Below are 15,021 nucleotides of genomic sequence, written 5' to 3'. Positions count from 1 at the left end.
TCCCAATAAGGAGGTCCTATGTTAAAAGTTTCAGTGTGTTCCTTGGGAGCACTCCTTTTCTTGAGCTTTGTTCAGGCCCATGCGGCGCCGTTGAATCTAGGCTCTGATGCCGCAACTATTAAATCCAAATCAAAATCTATCGAAGCGGAATATGCGCGCGACATTCGCATGCAACATCAATCCAATGCCTTCGAAGAACGCCCGCAACAAGGGGCTTTGGTGATCGAACAGGGAAATGTGGAAGAGGAAGAAGCGCCCGTCGCAACAGCGCCGACGATGCACTCAGTCCCGCAAAGATCCACTTCAAGTGACGTGATCCATTCAATTCCAGGAGCCGCGAACACTTATTACTCAGGCTCAAACGGTTATTCTTACGACACGACGTTAAAGATGCGTGCGGAAAGAAAAGTGGGGGCAGGAGTTGCTATCGGCGGCACATTAGGAGTTGCCGGCTTCAACATGGAACTTAATTTTGAAGAAGCAGATGGAGTTGTTGCGGGATTTGGCACAGGACCTGGTTACAACACCTTTCAAGTAGCGTGGAAACATGCTTTTGATGGAGATTTCTTGGCGCCTTACACAACAGTGGGCTATTCGCGCTGGTACAACTCGCGCGGAAGATCCAGCGACTACGAAAACTCTGACATCCTGGACCGTGTTTTGACCGAAAGCGAGAAAAAAACCGGTCGTTTTGGCACGGATTTTGTTAATGCGTCAGCAGGTCTTCAATACAATCAGTTAAACGGAGAGTTCGCCGGATTGTCTTTCTTTGGTGAGTTGACCGGTATGTGGGAAGTAAAACGTTCAATGATTTTGCCGAACGGTTCAGTTGGCGCCATCTACTATTTCTAGTCCGCGAAATTTGAAAATTTAAAATGTGTTTCTTAGAAAAATCCTGAAGGTGAAAGCTTTCGGGATTTTTTATTTGCGGAGTTTATAGAAAATATCCGTCGACCGGAAATGCGCGTCCAGAGCGGGTTTCAGGGCATAAAAAAACCCCAGAGTTTCCTCTGGGGTTTCCGTTAAGAACTAAACTAGTTCCGTAAGAATTACTTCTTAGAAGCTTTTTTAGTAGCTTTCTTTGTAGTTTTCTTAGCGGCTTTCTTAGTAGTTTTTTTAGCTGCTTTTTTTGTAGCTTTTTTTGCTGCTTTCTTTGCCATGTGCTCCTCCTAGGATGCAAACGTTGTTGTTGTTTCTAACATAAAAACTTTTCTTAACTTAAGTCTTCAACAATTAGACCAGCCTCGTCAACAAAAAATTTACCTTGCATATTTTTTGCGAACATCAAGATCCGGTGGAGGTGCCCTTTGCTCATCATTTTTATGATTTCGCTGATCGGACATGTGCTCGTTCATCGAATTCTTTCATCGATGGCGCGTGAATTCGCTTTCTCTCAACGACTTGTTCGAAATCTTTCGATCTTGAACCTTGTTGTGATCTGCTTTTTCACCGCGAACATGCCAACCGCACCTTCACTGTGGCTTTTCATCGGCATTCTTTTGATAACTTTAAAGTTTTTTCCGCGAATTTTGCGTTTTTTCCTGATGAAACGAATGCGAAGCGCACTGATTCCACTGTTGGATGCGGTGATTTTGGGTCTGCAAACGGGAAAATCTTTCCGCTCATCGTTGTATGCAGCCATCGAAAATCAATCAGGTTGGATGCGCCATCAACTGATGGAGCTGTATCAATCGTTGGCGATGTCGGAAAATGTCATCGCCATGAAATCCGCTCTGCTACAGGATTTCCGGGATGAGATTTTAGAAATTGATCGTTCGCAAAGTCGTTGCATCGATCAAGTAAGGGCGCTTCGACGAGAATTAAAAATGCACGAAGATTTTCGACGTAGGTCTGGACAGGTGAGTCAGCAACTGAAGATGCAGGCGATAATTGTCACCGCTCTTTATGTCGCGCTTCTTTTCTTTGTGATCATGCAATTTGGATTCAAAGAGCACGGAAAACTTATCTTAATGTCGTGTTTAATCTTTTTAAGCGGACTAATTTGGATATTTGCGATGGGAAGGAGATTGAAATGGAAGGTTTAGCGCCGCCGTTGGAGCTTTTAAGTTCCGTTAAACGAGCTATCGAAAAGGGACAATCGGTCAAACAAGGTGTTTTGCATTATATTAAAAAGCACGACGGGGAATTTCCGCTGATCGTGACGCAATGGCTGGCTCTTTTACAGCAGGGACAAGATCCTAAAGAGTGCATTCAAGGCCTTTCTTCCCTGCATCGGCGCACACTTTTGCAGATTTTAGAGCGCGGACTGCGCGGTGAGGCCATCCACGGTGTCCTTGTTCGCTTAGAAGAGGAGCTGATCGAAGCCTGTAACGAAGAAATCACAAATAAAATTGCGCGATTGCCATTTATAATGCTGGTGCCCCTCTTAATCTTCCAATTTCCCGCATTTTTGATGCTCCTTTTTGGACCGCTTCTGCAAAATTTTTTTCACTCTTTAGGAGGGGGGTGATAGAGTGGCCGTGTTGGAGGAAAGCCCATGGCACAATCAGACAAAAAACAGGCTGCTTTAGAAAAATTGGTGGACGAATTGATGAAAGATCAACCGAGCCGTCAACTTGTAAAGCAACTGACGACTGAGCTTGGCATGGACTATTCCGTAGATCCTTTGACTCAAATGAATACAGTTTTGCAGTCGATGAATTCAGTCCTTCTTCGTCCCAACAGAAGAAGAAATGACTTAGAAAGATAGTAAATCATGTCACACATCTATAATTCGATTTTGGATACTGTCGGCGACACGCCGATAGTGGCTCTTCACAACGTTACGAAGGGTTCTAAGCATAAATTCTTCGCGAAAGTGGAATATTTCAATCCAGGCGGCAGCATTAAGGACCGCGTTGCGGTTGCGATGATTGAAGAAGCCGAAAAACGTGGCGATCTAAAACCAGGTGGCACCATCGTGGAAGCAACTTCCGGGAACACCGGTGTGGGCCTGGCTTTAGCGGCGGCAGTTAAAGGTTATAAGTGTATTTTCGTGATGCCTGAAAAGATGAGCGAAGAAAAACGCGCCTTGTTGCGTGCTTACGGAGCTCAAGTTGTAATTACTCCGATGGTTGAGCCAGAAGATCCCCTCAGTCATTACTCTGTCTCAAAAAAGATCGCAGAACAGACTCCGGGAGCTTTCCTGGCGAATCAGTTCTTCAATCCGGATAATCCAACTCGCCATTACAAAACAACAGGTCCAGAAATCTGGGAACAGATGGATGGAAAAATTGATATGTTAGTCGGCGGAGCTGGCACGGGTGGAACTCTTTCAGGTTGTGCGAAATTCCTTAAAGAGAAGAAGTCTGATGTAAAAGTGATATGCGCGGACCCGATCGGAAGCATTCTTTACGATCTTTTCTATCATAAAAAGATCGTGGATCCGCCAGGATCGTACAAAGTGGAAGGTATCGGCGAAGATATGCTTCCAGGAAACGTGCACTTGGATATTTATGATGGGTTTGTTCGCGTCAGTGACCCTGAAGCTTTTGATATGACACGTCGTTTGGTCTCTGAAGAAGGTTTGTTAGTCGGACCTTCCAGTGCCACAGCCCTTGTCGGCGCGTTGAAAGCCTCTGAAAAGCTTGAGAAACCTTCGAACATCGTCGTGATCTTCCCAGATAGCGGTCGCCAATATCTGAGCAAAGCCTTCAACGACAAATGGATGATTGAAAACGGTTTCCTTAAAGAAGCTGATGTGAAAACTGCATTTAATCGCGTGATCAGTGCTGAAGAGGCATTGAAGAATCTAAAAAAATAGGTGTCGCTATGAAAAAGACAACAGAGAACTTGGGTTTTGCAACAAGAGCTATTCATGCCGGTCAATCGCCGGATCCAACAACCGGTGCCATCATGACGCCTGTTTATTTGACCTCGACTTATGTACAAGAATCTCCGGGTGTGCATAAGGGGTGGGAATATTCACGCACACACAATCCCACTCGTCGCGCTTACGAAAATTGTATGGCGAGCCTTGAAAGTGGTAAGTACGGATTCGCCTTTGCTTCCGGTTGTGCAGCGACAACAACCATCCTGCACATCCTAAAAGGTGGCGATCATGTGATCGCTATGGATGACATGTACGGCGGTACTTTCCGTCTGTTCGACAAAGTCCTTAAGCATGATGGAATCGACTTTTCTTATACGGATTTGACGAAGGTAGAAAATTTCGAAAAGGCGATCAAAGCCACTACGAAAATGGTGTGGTTGGAAACTCCGACGAATCCTACTTTGAAACTTGTTGATATCAAACGCATCTCTGCGATTGCGAAATCTAAAGGTATCATCGTTGCGGTCGATAATACGTTTATGAGCCCGTACTTCCAACGTCCTTTAGAGTTGGGAGCTGACATCGTCGTTCACTCTGCAACGAAGTATATCGGTGGCCACAGTGACGTGGTTGGTGGGATTGCGGTGACCTCTCGTGATGACTTGGCAGAAAAATTGGCTTTCTTAAGCAACGGTATGGGCGCGATTCAAGGACCTTTTGATTCGTTTATGTGTTTAAGAAGTTTGAAAACTTTGCCATTGCGTATGAAGGCCCATCAGGAAAATGCGATGGCGATTGCGAAGTTTTTGGAAAACCATCCCAAAGTGGACAAAGTCATCTATCCAGGTCTTGAGAGCCATCCTCAACATGCTTTGGCCAAAGAACAGATGCACGGTTTTGGCGGAATGATTACTTTCTACATCAAGGGAGGCATGGATTCTGCCCGCAAGTTCCTTGAAAATGTGAATGTTTTCTCTTTGGCAGAGAGCTTGGGGGGCGTAGAGAGCCTTATCGAGCATCCGGCGATTATGACGCATGCCTCCGTTCCAGCAGAAAACCGCAAGGCTTTAGGGATCGATGATTCGTTGATTCGCCTCTCTGTAGGGGTGGAAGACTTGAACGATCTACTAAACGACTTAAAAAACGCCTTCGATAAAGCCTAGTTGTTGACATCAAAGAGGCCAAAAGATACACATTTGGTCTCTTTGATTTCCGTGGCTTGGTAGCTCAGTTGGTAGAGCAGAGGACTGAAAATCCTTGTGTCGGCGGTTCAATTCCGTCTCAAGCCACCATTTTTCTTTCGAATCTTCAATCCCGCTTCTTCAGCGGGATTTTTTTTGCCTAAAAGGTACCTGCTTCCCATCGTTGGGAAAAGGAACCAGGTTCTTTCTAGTTAAATATTGATACGAAGGTCTTTAGCGAGCTTGTTGTCGCGATCAAAGATTTTTAAGTGCAGTGTCTGACGTTTCCAATCCCATTCCAGCATTCCAAAATTTCCCGAGGCCACAGAATCGCCGATGTAGTGGCGATCTTTTTCAGAACTCATAACGGATTCATTGAAAGGTCCCACAGTTAAATCATACAGAGGACCATAGTTTTCCATATCGACTTTACCTAAAGCACCAAAGTTACGATTGCCACTGACGACAACGACTTTTTTTGCTCCGGCATTGCGAATCGTATCAAAAAGTTTTTGGCGATCGTGAGGATAAAGTCCCCAGCGCTCTCCTTCATCGGTGTTTGCAGCAAGTTGAAGGGATGAAACAATCACTTTGAAGTCGGAATCTTTTCTAAGCTCGTTCGCTAACCAATTCCATTGTTGAGCACCTAACAAGCTTGCGGATTTAGACCAATTCTTTTTGAACTTTCCATCAGAACCGTTTTCGGTCCATGGTGTTGCATAGTAACGAGTGTCGAGCACGATGATTTGCACACGTTTTCCAGCTGGGCCCAGAATGATAGAATGCTCAATGCCTTTTGCGGATTTTGGTTGAAGCTTCGGGATGTAATTCCAGTACTTAAGAAAAGCATCACGGCTTTCGTTCTTACTTTGAAAAGAAGAGTCTCCATGGCGTATTCCGAAATCAAGCTCATCCCACGTTGCCATGAATGGAACGCTCTGACGGATTTTGCGATAGTCTTCGTTTTCATCCAATTTCTTGTATTGGGAAAGCAAAGGTTTTTCGAAAGCTTTCGTAGAATGAACAGTATTTCCTGTTGCGATGACCAAGTCGGGTTTGTGAGATGCGATGGAATTCCAAAAACTTTGATCAGCAGATTGATCAATACCTGAAACCAAGGCGACTCTTTGCACACTCTTTACGGACGCAGGATTTTGAACGATGTCTGTTTGATAATTTGCTTCGGCTTGCATTCTAAGAAGCTTCAAGTTCATTGATTCTGGAGCCTGACTTTTTTCTGCGCACGAAAGATTTAAAACAAGCAAAGAACCAATAATGGAAACAGCGAAGAAATATCTCAGTTGCATCATCATACCCTTCCAGACATCGACCTGAATTCAGTTGTATGATTAAATTGTATGGAATGCGAAGGAACTGTCACTTACTAATGACAAAAAGGCTAGGTCAGATAGATTAAAACGCAGAGATATTGAAAGGCTGTTCCAGCCATCACGCACAGGTGCCACATTCCGTGACCGTGTTTGATTTTAGTATCATTGAAAAAGAAATAAACGCCGACAGCGTAAGAAATAAAACCCGCCATGATCATCGCAAAACCCATTGGAGGAATTGCATCCATCAGTTGTTTCAAAGCAGGTAAAACTGTGACACTCATAATCCCATAAAGCGCGAAAGAAAAATTGCGATTCTTCGAAGTGGCAACAAGCTCCCACATAATTCCTAAGACTGCCAGTGCCCACACGACACCTAGAACAATCCAGCCGGTATTTCCTCGCAAAGCTAAAATCGCGTAGGGAGTATAATTGCCGGCGATCTTTAAATAAATGCCGATGTAATCAAGCTTGCGATAGAAGTCTTTCTTCTGTCCCTGGGATCCGTGATACATCGTCGAAATGCAGTAAAGACCCACGGTTGTAAAGGCATACACCGAGAAAGAAAACAGTCGCCACGTATCTTGTTTTGAAGCGGCAAGTCCGATTAAAAGAACAGAACCAAGAAGGGCAAGAAACGCACCCAAAGCGTGCGAAAAAGTATTGAAACGTTCCCCATATTCAACTTGCTGTAAGACCTTCATGCTTACAATATTAGCATTGTTCAGAAATGAGGACCAAAGAAAACTTTATTTTCGGCGCGCACTTATCACTACGCTTTCAAACATTGGTCCTGCTATTTGCTTCGAAATGAAACAAGCGGTCAGAGTGTCATCCTGAATTAGGGGCGTGAAATAAAAAGATTATCTTTAAGATAGAAGCGAAGCGGCCACTGGGCGGCTTCTCCCGCATAGTCGACTCCGATACGGGGTCGTGCGATAATCTGTTTGGATTTTACGATATGATCATCTTCACTCACAAAAAGGGGAGATGTGTTCTTCCAGAGCTTTAAACCGTCATGCTCTTTAGTAATTTCATAGTGCTTACAAAGCTTTCCGGGTCCATTCGTTTTAATATCTTTTTTCTTTACGTGTGTGTCGGCGTTAAGAGGCTGCACACCGCGAATCAAAACGGCTTCTGGAAATTCTTCTGTGCGAGTGACGAAGTTTAAGCAATAGTACATGCCATAGATCATGTAAACGTAGCTATGTCCTCCGTCGAGATACATTGATTTTGTGCGGGGAGTTTTTCGATCTCCGAAAGTGTGGCAGGCAGGATCTTCAATTCCTAAGTAGGCTTCGACTTCCACGATACGCGCTTTAAATTCTTCTTTGCCTTTTTTGACATGCAAGATTTTTCCCAACAGAGCCTTAGCTACAGTCGTAGTGTCTTCCATGTAAAATTCTTGTGGCAGGATTTTCATGATGTTCGGCAGATAAAACTAATTTGTCTTCCCGATTTATCTTTATCGCGACGATAAGAGTGAAATCTTGAATCGGTCACCGTGTCGATGTGTAAAAGGAATACATTGTCGGCAGGAACACCTTCTTGCTGAAGCTGCGTTCGGACAACTTGGTTAAGGTCTACAAGAGCTTTATTATCAGGAAGAGTTTCAAAATAAACCGCGCGCTCTTCAGGACTTAAAGGCCCTAAGCTAGAAAGAATTTGGTCACGAACATCGATACCCACTTCGAAGCTGGGTTTTTGAATGTGAGGCCCCACCACGACGTGAAGATTTTGAGCTTTTGCTCCGGCAGCGATTAACTTTTCAATGGTTTTAGGGATAATGCGGGAGGCGACTCCGCGCCAACCGGCATGAATGCCCGCAATTAAGTTTGTCGTTGGATCAAATATAAGGGCCGGCACACAGTCAGCGGTGATCACACACAACGCCAAGTTCTTTTCGCGAGTGAAGTGCGCATCCGCGATGGTCTGATAGTCAAGCTGAACATCTTTACTTTCGACAACGGCATCGCTGTGAATTTGCTTAACGCGCACGAAGTTGTATTGAGGATACGCCGCTTTGAGCTGAGTTAGCTGGGCATTAACGCCACCTAGAAAAACCGTGAAATGCGGGGTGCGCATTTCATATCCAAGTTCGGTTTGTTCTAGATTCATCGCAATCCCCATTTATTAATTAAAACTAAAACATCCTCTGGCCAGTCTTGTTGAAAGAACATTCGTTCTTGAGTGCGAGGGTGAGTAAACCCTAACTCTGCAGCGTGCAGCAAGAACCTATTCAAACTGCGAATAGATTCTTGCGTTTCACGAGCTTCGATATTTTTTGTCTTCTTATCCGCACCGTAAAGAATATCGCCCGCAATCGGCAGACCATTTTCAGAAAGATGCACACGAATTTGGTGTGTTCTTCCAGTTTCTAGTTTTAGTTTTAGATAACTGAGGCCACTTTTGCGATTTAAAACTTCGTAATGAGTGACGGCCCACTTTCCGACAGTGGGTGGATCGTCTTTATCGGTGTAAGGTTTTCTTTCATCATCTAAAACGGAAGCATAACGTTTTCGATCTGTTGGATGACGGGCCAAGAAGCTCTTGATTGTTCCAGATGACAATGTTCTTGCAGTTCCAATAGCCACTGCATAGTAAATGCGATGAGTGCTGCGTTCTTTGAATTGCGCGGTCAAAGATTCATGAGCTTTATCGTTTTTTGCAATGACGATCACGCCGCTGGTTTCTTTATCGAGACGATGGACGATTCCGGGACGCTCTTCCCCAAACTTCATAGATAAGTCTTCGGTGTGCGCAATCAAAGCATTTACTAAAGTATCATGAGCGTGTCCCGCAGCCGGGTGAACCACAAGACCTGCGGGTTTATTGATGACGATCAGATCTTCGTCTTCAAAAAGGATGTCCAATTTAAGATCGTAAGGCTGAAGTTCGGTAGGGACGGGCTCGGGTAAGGTGATTTCAATTTCATCACCTTCTTTAACTGAAGCAGAAGCTTTGGCGGTCTTTCCATTGAGCAAGACGGCAGAAGCATCAATTAAGTGAGAAGCGCGCGAGCGTGTTCCAACATCCTCAATAAGTGCCAATGCCTTATCCAGGCGAAGCCCATGCATGTCCGATGTCGCGGTGACATTGATTTTTTGCAAAGTGGATTTACTTTCCAAGACCGTTCTTGAAGTTCTTCATGTACGAGTCGGCGACTTTTTTATCGTCCAAACCCAAAGCTTTAGCGATTTGAACTACGTAACCACGAACGAACACAACAGCTGGAAGACCCGATGGATCCATACTTTCTACAGCGGTAACATAGTAAGAATTGATCTTTGTGATCTCGCTCATGCGTTGCACAGAGATCTGTTTGTACTCACGTACTTTTTGTAAGAAAGCTCCGTCCCAGTTTTCTTTCGCAGCGATCTCTTTTTCAAAAGCTTCGTCTTTTTTGAAAGTAGGAATAGGCTTTTCAACTTTTTGCTCGGGGAAGACTTGTTTGCTCGCTTCAATAATCGAAGCGTAAGTCAGATCGTTCAATGAAGCTCGACCACTGAGCAGGCGTTGATCGTAGATGTTTCTAAGAATTTTATTTCCAAGAACTTGGTAAGCTTCCTCGATCAAAACCAAAAGCTCACGGGCTTCTTGTTCAGAGAAGATTGTATAGATCGCAGGATTTTCACCGGAGTACGTTGTGCGCGCGCGTTCATAGGCAGCACTCACCTCGTGTTGAGGTGCATTTGCTGTCAGCTCTAGAATCTCGTAGTAGTTATACCGTGACGTCGCTTGCATCGTAGCTATTATACTACGGCGCGAAGCTCCTCGGGATCAATAAGTTGTTTGCAGGTAGTTAAAAATTGTCCCGCTAAAGCAGTGAAAGGCTGAGCTACCAAGACATGTTCGCGTGAACGAATCGACTGCCACACAGCGTTGTCGAAGTCGATCGCACCCGCAAAATCAATACCTAAGTCGTAGTACTTATTGCAGACACTCTTAATGGAATGACCCAAATCCGCATTAGATTGGCTGCGAGCAGAGTTCACAATCAAGCGAACGGGAGTCGATGAAAGAGCTTCAAAGAAGTCATATTGAAAACCCGTTTGCTCTTTCAAATAAGATCTAAACGAAAAAGGTTTTTCCAAAGTTCTTTGGCGGTGATTTCTTAAAGTGGAAATCATATTGCCGTAAGCATCCGGAGTCGAACTTTGGCGCAATGAATGGCAGACAAAAGCTTCGATAAAACGATACGTCTTTTCGATGCTTGTCGGTTCAGGAGTCGTAATCAGAAATTTTTCATCAGCGGCTTTGAAAAGTTCCAAGTGCGCTTCTAAAGCACCGGCACCCATGTCAACGATCACGTAATCAGCGCGCAATTTCTTAAGCTCAGGCAAAAGATTTTGAACTTGGGCATAAGAAAAATCTGTCGGAGTCCAAGAATCCCAAAAACCCTGAACATAAGAAAGATGCGGGAAAGGTGTTGGAATCACCAGCTCTTGAAGCGTTTTAACGCCTTCAAAAAAATGGCGAACATTCATGTGTGAAGGTGGAAGACCCAAAGAAGTGTGAATATTGGCGCCACTCAAGTCAAGATCAACGATGACAACCGAGTGACCAAGTTTTGAAAGAGTGATTCCCAAACTGGAAGAAACAAAGGTTTTACCTACGCCACCTTTACCGGAAGCAACAACCCATAATTTGGTGTCTGTGTTTTCACTCGAAGTTTTTTGAAACTCCAAAGATTCCAAATAGGCCTTATGAAGATCTCTTTCCATGATGCATCCTCTACTTAAGCGGCGAGATTAAAATTCCTTTTTTTGTCTCTTCGGCTTCGGAGGCACGGATATAAAGGGGAACAAAAGATTTCCAGTCCAAGGTTTGGCCCGATAAAGCACGGCGTTCCGCCATCAATCCCAGTGTCGACGCCAAAGCGTGATCGGGAAGTTGCGGATCGCGAGAAAACTTTTTCATTAATTCTTCAGGGAAGTATTCGCTGTAGGCTTCCCACCCGTCGCCAACAACCAAACAATCTGAATGGATGTGGTTCTTAAGTTCACGCACGGGAACAGCGTCTGGACCTTTGATATAAGTCGGCTCAGCACCGGTGATATCGAAAAGACCCATGTACACCATGTTTTTATAAGCGTTGATAATGGAAAGAACGGGTTTGCTTTTGTCTTTCACCTGAGCCGCTAACAACATCAAGGTGTCGATAGTGACCATGGGTTTATTAAAGCTATAGGCAAAAGTTTTTCCGGCATTGGCGGCGACACGAATTCCAGTGAAGCTGCCAGGCCCCTGGCCCACGGCAAAGACGTCGATATCTTCAAGTTTTAAGTGGGCTTTTTTTAGACAATGATCAACAAAAGGACTGATGTTTTCGCTATGGGTTTTCTGGCGCAAGGAAGATTCCTCTGCAACCACTTGTCCATCGATGACAACAGCAACTCCGCCAAGCAGAGTGCTGGTTTCCATAGCTAAAACCTTCATAGACCAAGAATACGAGTGAAGTCGTTAAATAGAGCAAAGATCATGAGGCTCATCAGTAACGCAAGACCCACTTGTTGAGCAAGCTCCATCTTACGCATGCTCAGCGGCGCACCTTTCACAACTTCGATGGCATAGAACACCAAGTGTCCACCATCCAAAACTGGAATCGGCAACAAGTTCAGGATGAAAAGATTGACGGAAATAATCGCCATCATTTGCAAGAACTGAGTCAAACCGATCTTGAAAGTTTCGCTAGCCGCTTGACCGATAGAGATCACGCCACCGATGTTTTTTGGAGAGATCTTCGCTTGGAACAAACGAACGAAACTCATCACGGTCATTACCGACACGTCCCAAGTTTTTTCCACTCCGCGAACGAAGGCTTGTCCAAGATTCTCTGAACGAACCACCATCAACTCAGGTGCCGCGATATTTGCGATCGGTGCAATTCCGATCGTATAGCGTTTTTCTTCAGTACCTGTTGGAAGCATCTGAGTCGTCATCTTAGGGGTGATGTTCAAATTCAAATTCTGACCATCACGCAAAACCGTTACTGCAACCGGGTTTTTGCCGTCGAAGGACTTGATGTTGTTGATAACATCTTCCCACTTTTTCAGTGTCACATTGTTGATGGAGACCAAACGATCCATCGCATGCAGACCGGCTGCTTTCGCTGGAGAGTTATCCATCACTTTGCTTAGGTAAAGCTCAGAGCTTTCAAAACCCAGGCTCGCCATCGAATAAGTTTTGATTGATTCCGTTGGGGCCAAAGTCACCGTGATAGGTTTTGCTTCCTTATCACCTTCACGCATCCCCAGAACTTCTAACGTCAAAGCTTCCTTGGAATTTTGCTTAGCCAAAGTATCTTCCAGCTGACGCCAGTAAGCGACTTTTTGGCCATTGATTGAAGTGATGGAGTCACCTGTTTGCACACCCAAGGCGGCTAGTGGCGAACCTTGAAGCACACCAATAGTTGTTCCCGCAGAGTACGGAGTCAGTCCATCAACATTTGCCACATATTCATATGAACTGAGGACATTCGGGTTTGGCTCTGCTTTCGCATCCGTCGCAATTTTCGTAGTTTCTTCAGAACCCTCACGTTGAACGACAACGTCGATGTGAAGATTGTGATTTTCTTTAAGGCTTAAAGCGCGTTGCAAATCTTCCCAAGTGTTCACTTGAGTTTCATTGATAGAAACGATTTTATCGCCCGAACGGAAACCTGCCGCGTAAGCGGGAGTATTCTGAGCAACGTCACCAACCACTGGCGTCTTAGCGTCTTCACCAATCAAAGCCACCGCAAAGAAGATCAGGACTGCAAAGAAAAAGTTCATCAAAGGACCCGCGATCACAACCGCGATTCTTTGCCACACATTTTTGTGAGTGAATGAGTGCTTCTTATCTTCTTCAGAAATATTATCGCCCGGCTGCTCGCCAAACATTTTCACGTAGCCGCCTAGTGGGATCAGTGAAAGCGCATAAGTCGTGTCGCCTTTTTTATATTTCAAAAGCTTTTTGCCAAATCCCAAACTGAAAACTTCAACACGAACGCCACACCAACGAGCGACAAGGAAGTGTCCAAGCTCATGCACGAAAATCAAAATTCCGAGCAAGATAACGAAGGGGATGATTGCTGATAAACCTGATTGAAGATAAGAAAAGATATTCATTCGAATATTCTAGAGTTTCGATGAGTCGTGAGCTAGGAAATAAAAATGTTAATGCTCGAGGGCTCGACCTTCCGATTACGACAAAAGATGAGACAAAATCAAAATTCCCGCAAGAACAACAGGACTTGCGAATAGGACACCATCAATACGATCGAGGACACCGCCGTGACCCGGCATAATTTTCCCAGAGTCCTTAACATCGGCGACTCGTTTTAAGAGAGATTCAAAGAAATCACCAAACTGTCCCACGAATCCAGAAATGCCTGCAAGTATCAAAAAGAGACCCAAAGGCTGTTCTGAAAAGAGAAATTGCCAGCAAATATATCCCGCAATCATCGAACCGATGATACCACCCACAGAGCCTTGCCAGGTTTTCTTCGGGGAAACTGAAGGCATGACTTTATGTTTTCCGATCAAGACACCAAAGACGTAAGCCATTGTGTCGCCGGCAAAAACAACCGCTAACAAATAGACAAACCAAGCAATGCCATGCGCTTGATCTAAAATGCGAAACGCAAATGCTGGCAGAAGTCCCATGTAAAAGAATCCCAAAGCAGCTTTAGCTTGAGCGTCCGCCATGTAACTCAAATTACCTTCTTTGTGCGCTGACAAAAGAACGGCTATAATCATAATGATCAAAGCGATTGAATAAATAATTCCACCGGTGCTTAAAGAAGTTAAAGTCGCACCGAAAATCGCAAGCGTCAGAAAATAAAAAAGGCCTTTTAATAGAATTGATTTTTCGTTCTTAAAAAGAATCGTGATCAATTCCCAAGTGCCAACAGCAACAACGAAAGCGATCGCGATTTTCAGCCCTTGAACATTTAAAGTAATATAAAGGCCGATAATCAGTGCCAGAGCCACTGCAGCCGAAACAGCTCTAGTTTGAAAGCTTTTCCACGTTGTCATTCGCTGTAACCTTGCCAAAGCGGCGTTGTCTCATCGAAAAAGCGTTCAAAGCTTCCTCTAAATGAGACTCAGTGAAGTTGGGCCATAACACATCAGTAAAATAAAACTCTGAATAGGCCGCTTGCCACAACAAGAAATTTGACAGTCTTTGTTCGCCACTTGTGCGAATGATCAAATCCGGATCCGGAGTAGGATACGTGCTGAGCGCTGAATTGATAACAGACTCGTCAATATCTTCGGGGTTGATTTCACCGGCCGCCACACGTGCAGCAATATCGCGAACGGCTTCTGTGATCTCTTGTCGAGAACCATAGCTCAACGCAAAGACCAGGTTAAGGCCTGTGCACTGAGCTGTAGCTTCGATAGATTTACCAATGGCTTCAGCAACGTCCGAAGGAATGCGCGACATATCACCAATGACAGAGAAACGGATATTCTCTTTAACTAGGTTTTCGGTCTCGCGCTTAAGGTAACGACGAAGAATTTGCATCAGCAAACTGACTTCAGCCTGAGGGCGAAACCAGTTTTCAGTGCTGAATGCATACAATGTTAGATTTTTGATTCCGCGTCGCGAACAATCGGTGATGATTTTTTTCGCGACACGAGTTCCTTTGATATGTCCGAACGTGCGAGGACGACGTTTGAGCTGAGCCCAACGACCGTTACCATCCATAATAATAGCTATGTGTTTCGGTAGAGTCATCGCAACCAATACAAAG

17 protein-coding genes and 1 tRNA gene are annotated in these 15,021 nt (G+C 44.7%); 7 read left to right on the top strand and 11 right to left on the bottom strand.

Going from position 1 to position 15,021, the window contains the following annotated elements; all coding sequences use genetic code 11:
* Window positions 1-18: 18 nt before the first annotated feature.
* The 7 genes from AZI85_RS02265 (at window position 19) to AZI85_RS02230 (ending at window position 5,064) form a co-directional block, all read left to right on the top strand.
* Window positions 19-852: a hypothetical protein gene (locus tag AZI85_RS02265; protein ID WP_063242535.1), complete on the top strand. Its 834-nt coding sequence runs from the start codon at window positions 19-21 to the stop codon at window positions 850-852.
* A 701-nt stretch (window positions 853-1,553) separates the two neighbouring features.
* Entirely contained in the window at window positions 1,554-2,045 is a 492-nt protein-coding gene (locus AZI85_RS02255; protein WP_172795289.1) for a hypothetical protein, read from the top strand.
* Window positions 2,033-2,470, top strand: coding sequence for a hypothetical protein (locus tag AZI85_RS02250; RefSeq protein ID WP_063242533.1), 438 nt, complete (start codon window positions 2,033-2,035; stop codon window positions 2,468-2,470). Before AZI85_RS02255 ends, AZI85_RS02250 begins: the two co-directional genes overlap by 13 nt.
* A gap of 27 nt (window positions 2,471-2,497) precedes the next feature.
* Window positions 2,498-2,710, top strand: a complete 213-nt coding sequence (locus AZI85_RS02245; protein WP_063205586.1) for a hypothetical protein — start codon at window positions 2,498-2,500, stop codon at window positions 2,708-2,710.
* Between the two features lie 6 nt (window positions 2,711-2,716).
* On the top strand, window positions 2,717-3,763 hold the full coding sequence (locus AZI85_RS02240) for a PLP-dependent cysteine synthase family protein (RefSeq protein ID WP_063242532.1): 1,047 nt from the start codon (window positions 2,717-2,719) through the stop codon (window positions 3,761-3,763).
* 8 nt (window positions 3,764-3,771) lie between these two features.
* Entirely contained in the window at window positions 3,772-4,935 is a 1,164-nt protein-coding gene (locus AZI85_RS02235; RefSeq protein WP_081110880.1) for a cystathionine gamma-synthase, read from the top strand.
* Window positions 4,936-4,988: 53 nt separating this feature from the next.
* A tRNA-Phe gene (locus AZI85_RS02230) sits at window positions 4,989-5,064 on the top strand.
* Between the two features lie 101 nt (window positions 5,065-5,165).
* On the opposite strand, the gene AZI85_RS02225 is transcribed toward AZI85_RS02230, so the two are convergent.
* From AZI85_RS02225 to AZI85_RS02175, 11 genes are all read right to left on the bottom strand, one after another.
* Complete coding sequence (locus AZI85_RS02225) at window positions 5,166-6,266, bottom strand: alkaline phosphatase D family protein (RefSeq protein WP_253720798.1); 1,101 nt, start codon at window positions 6,264-6,266, stop codon at window positions 5,166-5,168.
* A gap of 86 nt (window positions 6,267-6,352) precedes the next feature.
* Window positions 6,353-6,988, bottom strand: a complete 636-nt coding sequence (gene trhA / locus AZI85_RS02220; RefSeq protein WP_063242531.1) for a PAQR family membrane homeostasis protein TrhA — start codon at window positions 6,986-6,988, stop codon at window positions 6,353-6,355.
* A gap of 137 nt (window positions 6,989-7,125) precedes the next feature.
* Window positions 7,126-7,707: a DNA-3-methyladenine glycosylase gene (locus tag AZI85_RS02215; protein ID WP_063242530.1), complete on the bottom strand. Its 582-nt coding sequence runs from the start codon at window positions 7,705-7,707 to the stop codon at window positions 7,126-7,128.
* On the bottom strand, window positions 7,704-8,402 hold the full coding sequence (gene pgeF / locus AZI85_RS02210) for a peptidoglycan editing factor PgeF (protein ID WP_063242664.1): 699 nt from the start codon (window positions 8,400-8,402) through the stop codon (window positions 7,704-7,706). The genes AZI85_RS02215 and pgeF overlap by 4 nt, the downstream gene beginning before the upstream one ends.
* Window positions 8,399-9,412, bottom strand: coding sequence for an RluA family pseudouridine synthase (locus tag AZI85_RS02205; protein WP_253720796.1), 1,014 nt, complete (start codon window positions 9,410-9,412; stop codon window positions 8,399-8,401). Before AZI85_RS02205 ends, pgeF begins: the two co-directional genes overlap by 4 nt.
* On the bottom strand, window positions 9,402-10,028 hold the full coding sequence (locus AZI85_RS02200; protein WP_063242529.1) for a helix-turn-helix domain-containing protein: 627 nt from the start codon (window positions 10,026-10,028) through the stop codon (window positions 9,402-9,404). Before AZI85_RS02200 ends, AZI85_RS02205 begins: the two co-directional genes overlap by 11 nt.
* 8 nt (window positions 10,029-10,036) lie before the next feature.
* Window positions 10,037-11,008 carry a P-loop NTPase gene (locus AZI85_RS02195; protein ID WP_063242528.1) on the bottom strand — a complete coding sequence of 324 codons (972 nt, stop codon included), beginning with the start codon at window positions 11,006-11,008 and terminating at the stop codon, window positions 10,037-10,039.
* 10 nt (window positions 11,009-11,018) lie between these two features.
* Window positions 11,019-11,708, bottom strand: a complete 690-nt coding sequence (tsaB, locus tag AZI85_RS02190) for a tRNA (adenosine(37)-N6)-threonylcarbamoyltransferase complex dimerization subunit type 1 TsaB (protein ID WP_253720794.1) — start codon at window positions 11,706-11,708, stop codon at window positions 11,019-11,021.
* Between the two features lie 11 nt (window positions 11,709-11,719).
* Entirely contained in the window at window positions 11,720-13,393 is a 1,674-nt protein-coding gene (rseP, locus tag AZI85_RS02185; protein ID WP_063242526.1) for an RIP metalloprotease RseP, read from the bottom strand.
* A gap of 75 nt (window positions 13,394-13,468) precedes the next feature.
* On the bottom strand, window positions 13,469-14,302 hold the full coding sequence (locus tag AZI85_RS02180) for a phosphatidate cytidylyltransferase (protein WP_063242525.1): 834 nt from the start codon (window positions 14,300-14,302) through the stop codon (window positions 13,469-13,471).
* Window positions 14,274-15,005, bottom strand: coding sequence for an isoprenyl transferase (locus tag AZI85_RS02175; RefSeq protein ID WP_063242662.1), 732 nt, complete (start codon window positions 15,003-15,005; stop codon window positions 14,274-14,276). The genes AZI85_RS02180 and AZI85_RS02175 overlap by 29 nt, the downstream gene beginning before the upstream one ends.
* Window positions 15,006-15,021 lie beyond the last annotated feature (16 nt).

Source organism: Bdellovibrio bacteriovorus (genome assembly GCF_001592755.1).
Taxonomy (GTDB): Bacteria; Bdellovibrionota; Bdellovibrionia; order Bdellovibrionales; family Bdellovibrionaceae; genus Bdellovibrio; species Bdellovibrio bacteriovorus_E.
Note: the sequence above shows the minus strand (reverse complement) of the source record. Positions and strands in the feature narration are given on the sequence as shown.